A 3846-nucleotide genomic window follows, 5' to 3' on the forward strand; every position below is an offset into this window, starting at 1 on the left:
GCCGTGCGCAACGACCGCGCCCGGCTCGGCCAGATCGAGATCGAGGTGGAGAGCCACCTCCGCCCCCGTGACATCCAGGCGCGTATACGAGCCGGCGCCTCCGCCGAGGAGGTCGCCCAGTTCGCCGGCATCCCGGTGGACCGGGTGCGCCGCTTCGAGGGCCCGGTGCTCGCGGAACGCGCCTTCATGGCGGAGCGGGCCCGCAAGACCCCGGTGCGCCGCCCCGGCGAGAACACCGGCCCCCAGCTCGGCGAGGCGGTCCAGGAGCGTCTGCTGCTGCGCGGTGCCGACCGGGAGACGGTCCAGTGGGACTCCTGGCGCCGGGACGACGGCACCTGGGAGGTCCTCCTGGTGTACCGGGTCGCGGGTGAGCCCCATTCGGCGAGCTGGACGTACGACCCGCCGCGCCGCCTGGTCCAGGCCGTGGACGACGAGGCGCGCTCGCTGATCGGTGAGACCGACGAGGTGGCCGCGCCGGAGCCCAGCTTCCCCTTCGTCCCCCGGATCGCCCGGCTGCCGCGCGACCGGCCGTTGGACCGCGCGCTCGACCGGCAGATCGAGCGCCCCGCTCCCCCGGAGCCGGAGGAGCGTCTCGGCGGCGTGTCGGCGGACGAGCGTGACTCGCTGACCAGCCTTCTGGAGGCGGTGCCCAGCTTCCGCGGCGACATGGTCGTGCCGGAGCGGCCCAAGCAGCCGGAGCCGCCCGCGATCGAGCCGGCCGCCGAGGAACCGGACGCCGACGAGTCCCCGGCGGCCGCGGCGGGCGCCGGCGCGGCCTACGCGGACGTGCTGATGCCCCGCGCGGTGGCCGGTCACCGGGACCGGCTGACCGGCACGACGGACCGGCAGGCGGAAGCGGACGGGGTGCGTCCCGGGCGCCGGGCCGCGGTGCCCAGCTGGGACGAGATCGTCTTCGGGACCCGCCGGAAGAAGCAGGACTGAGGGGGACCCGTACCCTCGACGCCCCGAGGGCCCGTACGCGACGGCGTACGGGCCCTCGGGGCGTCTTCGGCACCGGGTCAGCGGGGCTCGGGGCCCGTGGCGACCGGGCGGGACTCGTCCGCGGACCACTCGGACCAGGAGCCGGGATAGAGGGCGGCCCGGTGGCCGGCGATCTCCAGCGCCAGCACCTCATGGGCCCCCGAGACTCCCGATCCGCAGTACACACCGACTTCGGTGCCGGGGCCGGCGCCCAGCTCCGTGAACCGGGAGGCCAGCGTTCCGGCGGGCAGGAAGCGCCCGTCCTCGGCGACGTTCCGGGTGGTCGGCGCGGAGACCGCTCCCGGGATGTGGCCGCCGACCCGGTCGATCGGTTCCACGTCACCCCGGTACCGCTCGGCGGCCCGGGCGTCGAGCAGCAGACCGGCCCCCGCCAGCGCGGCGGCGCCGTCCGCGTCCAGCGTCGGCAGCCCGCCGGGCTCGGGCCGGAAGTCCCCCGCGTCCGGCTCGGGGGTCTTCGTGGAGAGGTCACCCGTCCACGCGGCGAGGCCGCCGTCGAGGACCCGGACGTCGGGGTGACCGGCCCAGCGCAGCAGCCACCAGGCGCGCGCGGCGGCCCACCCCTGGCCGCCGTCGTACGCCACCACCGGGGTGTCCCGGGAGACGCCGGCACGCCGCATGGCGGCCCCGAAGACCTCCGGGTCCGGCAGCGGGTGCCGGCCACCGGGGCCGGGCCGGCCGGCCAGTTCCGTGTCGAGGTCGACGAAGACCGCGCCGGGGATGTGTCCGGCGTCGTAGTCGGCGCGGCCGTGCGGGCCCCCGAGCTGCCAGCGGACGTCGAGGAGCACCGGCGGACGCGCTCCCGCGGATTCGCTCATGTATTCGGATACGGTGATGATGGGCTTCATAGCCGCCATCTTCGCGCAGGAACCCCGCGCGGGGACGCGATTCAGAAAGGGGCGCACTGCGACAAAGCACCCTTCCTTGTGGCCGGAAGTCCGAAACGCGGCGCGGCCCGGGCTTCCGAGGAGCCCGGTGGTGCGAGCATCTGCACGGAGCCGGGAGCACGGGCCCGTACCGCTGGACCACGTGCCGGCTCCGTCCCCCGTACGGCCACCCCGATGGTACGAGGAGAGAAGAAGATGACCGAGGCTGTCGCCCGGCGCACGCCAGGAGCTCCGTGCTGGGTGAGTCTGATCGTGCACGGACTGAGCGCGACCCAGGAGTTCTACAGCCGGTTGTTCGGCTGGGAGTTCAGGCCGGGCCCCGGTGAACTGGGACCCTACGCACGCGCGTTGCTGCACGGCAAGGAGGTCGCGGGTATCGGTCAGATGCCGTCCGGCCGGCACCTTCCGATCGCCTGGACGACCTATCTCGCCTCCGAGGACGCGGATGTGACCGCCGAGGCGATCCGCGCCTGCGGCGGCACGGTGGCCGTCGGACCGCTCGACGCGGGCCGGGAGGGCCGCCTCGCGATCGCGTCCGACCCGGGCGGGGCGGTCTTCGGCGTCTGGCAGGCGGGCGAGCACCTCGGCACGGCGCTGGCCGGCGCCCCGGGCACGCCGGTGTGGAACGAGCTGGTGACCCGGGAGACCTCGTCGGTCGCCAAGTTCTACCAGGCCGTCTTCGGGTTCGACACGGAGGCGGTCGTCTCGGCCGACTTCGACTACCAGACCCTCAGCCTGGCGGGCCGGCCGGTCGCCGCCCTGCACGGCGTGGGCCACGGCCTGCCGCGCGACCGCGGACCGCACTGGATGACGTACTTCGAGGTGGCCGACACCGACGAGGCCGCCGCGCACGTGGTGGAGCTCGGCGGGCAGGTGCTCCAGCCGCCCCGGGAGACCTCCGGCGGCAGGCTGGCCACCGTCGCCGACCCGGAGGGCGCGGTCTTCACGATCCAGCGGACCTCGGAGAACTGACGGCCCGGGGCACCGGGCGGGGCCCTGCCGTCCGCCGGGCGTCTGCGGCCGGCCGGAGACCGGGGGGCACCCGCGGACGCCGTCGCGTCACGGTGTCAGGCGGACGGCACCGGCAGGACCTCGGGGGACAGGGCGCCCGCGCGGGCGGACGCGGCGGTCATGCGGCGCCGGTGGTGACGGCGGCACAGGACTTCGTAACCGACCTCGCCCGCAGGCCGGTTCACGTCGCCGACCACGATCTGGGCGCCCTCGACGACCATCTCGCCTCCTATCGTGCGCGCGTTGTGGGTGGCCCGGGCCCCGCACCAGCACAGCGCCTCCACCTGGAGGGCCTCTATGCGGTCGGCCAGCTCGATCAGCCGCTGCGAACCGGGGAAGAGCCGGGTGCGGAAGTCGGTGGTGATCCCGAAGGCGAAGACGTCGAGTTCGAGGTCGTCGACGATGCGGGCGAGCTGGTCGACCTGCTCGGGGGCGAGGAACTGCGCCTCGTCGACGATGACGTAGTCCACCCGTCCCCCGCGGGAGACGAGGCCGACGACATGCTGGTAGAGGTTCATCCCGCCGGAGGCCTCGACCGCGTCGGTCACCAGTCCCAGCCGGGAGGAGAGCTTGCCCTCCCCCGCCCGGTCGTCCCGGGTGAAGATCACGCCCTGCAGGCCCCGGGCCGAGCGGTTGTGCCCGATCTGCAGGGCCAGCGTGCTCTTCCCGCAGTCCATCGTTCCGGAGAAGAACACAAGCTCGGGCATGAGGAGTCGGGGCCTTTCACAGGGGTGTGCGGAAGAGGGGGACGCGGGCTACGAGCGTACTTCGAGGAGCGGGACGAGCAGTTCCACGGGGGTCAGTGAACCGTGGACGCCCACCATCGCGGACTCGTGGGGCTCGTTGACCGACGCGGTGATCACCACGTCGTCGTGGGCGGCCGCCACCACGTCGCCGATCCTGCCGTGGACGCGTGCGTCGACGTGCGGCCCGAACCAGCCGGCGGCCA

General features: G+C 74.4%; 4 protein-coding genes and 1 pseudogene. 2 read left to right on the top strand and 3 right to left on the bottom strand.

Annotation, left to right across the window (positions count from 1 at the left end; genetic code table 11):
* Positions 1–942, top strand: a 942-nt coding sequence (gene sepH, locus IH13_RS0102430) for a septation protein SepH (RefSeq protein WP_031080622.1), incomplete at its 5' end; no start/stop codon positions are given.
* 77 nt (positions 943–1019) lie between these two features.
* Here sepH and IH13_RS0102435 read toward each other — a convergent pair.
* Positions 1020–1847: a sulfurtransferase gene (locus IH13_RS0102435; RefSeq protein ID WP_031080624.1), complete on the bottom strand. Its 828-nt coding sequence runs from the start codon at positions 1845–1847 to the stop codon at positions 1020–1022.
* Between the two features lie 234 nt (positions 1848–2081).
* On the opposite strand from IH13_RS0102435, the gene IH13_RS0102440 reads away from it, so the two are divergent.
* The gene (locus IH13_RS0102440) at positions 2082–2858 is read left to right on the top strand and encodes a VOC family protein (RefSeq protein WP_051835748.1); all 777 of its coding nucleotides are present in this window, start codon (positions 2082–2084) and stop codon (positions 2856–2858) included.
* A 95-nt stretch (positions 2859–2953) separates the two neighbouring features.
* On the opposite strand, the gene IH13_RS0102445 is transcribed toward IH13_RS0102440, so the two are convergent.
* Together IH13_RS0102445 and IH13_RS0102450 are read right to left on the bottom strand one after the other, a co-directional pair.
* Entirely contained in the window at positions 2954–3604 is a 651-nt protein-coding gene (locus IH13_RS0102445) for a thymidine kinase (RefSeq protein ID WP_031080628.1), read from the bottom strand.
* Positions 3605–3652: 48 nt separating this feature from the next.
* Positions 3653–3846, bottom strand: a pseudogene (locus IH13_RS0102450) (alkaline phosphatase family protein); the annotation flags it as partial.

The organism is Streptomyces sp. NRRL WC-3549 (assembly GCF_000721935.1).
Classification (GTDB): domain Bacteria; phylum Actinomycetota; class Actinomycetes; order Streptomycetales; family Streptomycetaceae; genus Streptomyces.

Excerpts from the sequence above, each read along its gene's own strand:
- IH13_RS0102435 (WP_031080624.1), bottom strand. The coding sequence starts at position 1,847 with ATGAAGCCCATCATCACCGTATCCGAATACATGAGCGAATCCGCGGGA.
- IH13_RS0102445 (WP_031080628.1), bottom strand. The coding sequence starts at position 3,604 with ATGCCCGAGCTTGTGTTCTTCTCCGGAACGATGGACTGCGGGAAGAGC.
- IH13_RS0102440 (WP_051835748.1), top strand. The coding sequence starts at position 2,082 with ATGACCGAGGCTGTCGCCCGGCGCACGCCAGGAGCTCCGTGCTGGGTG.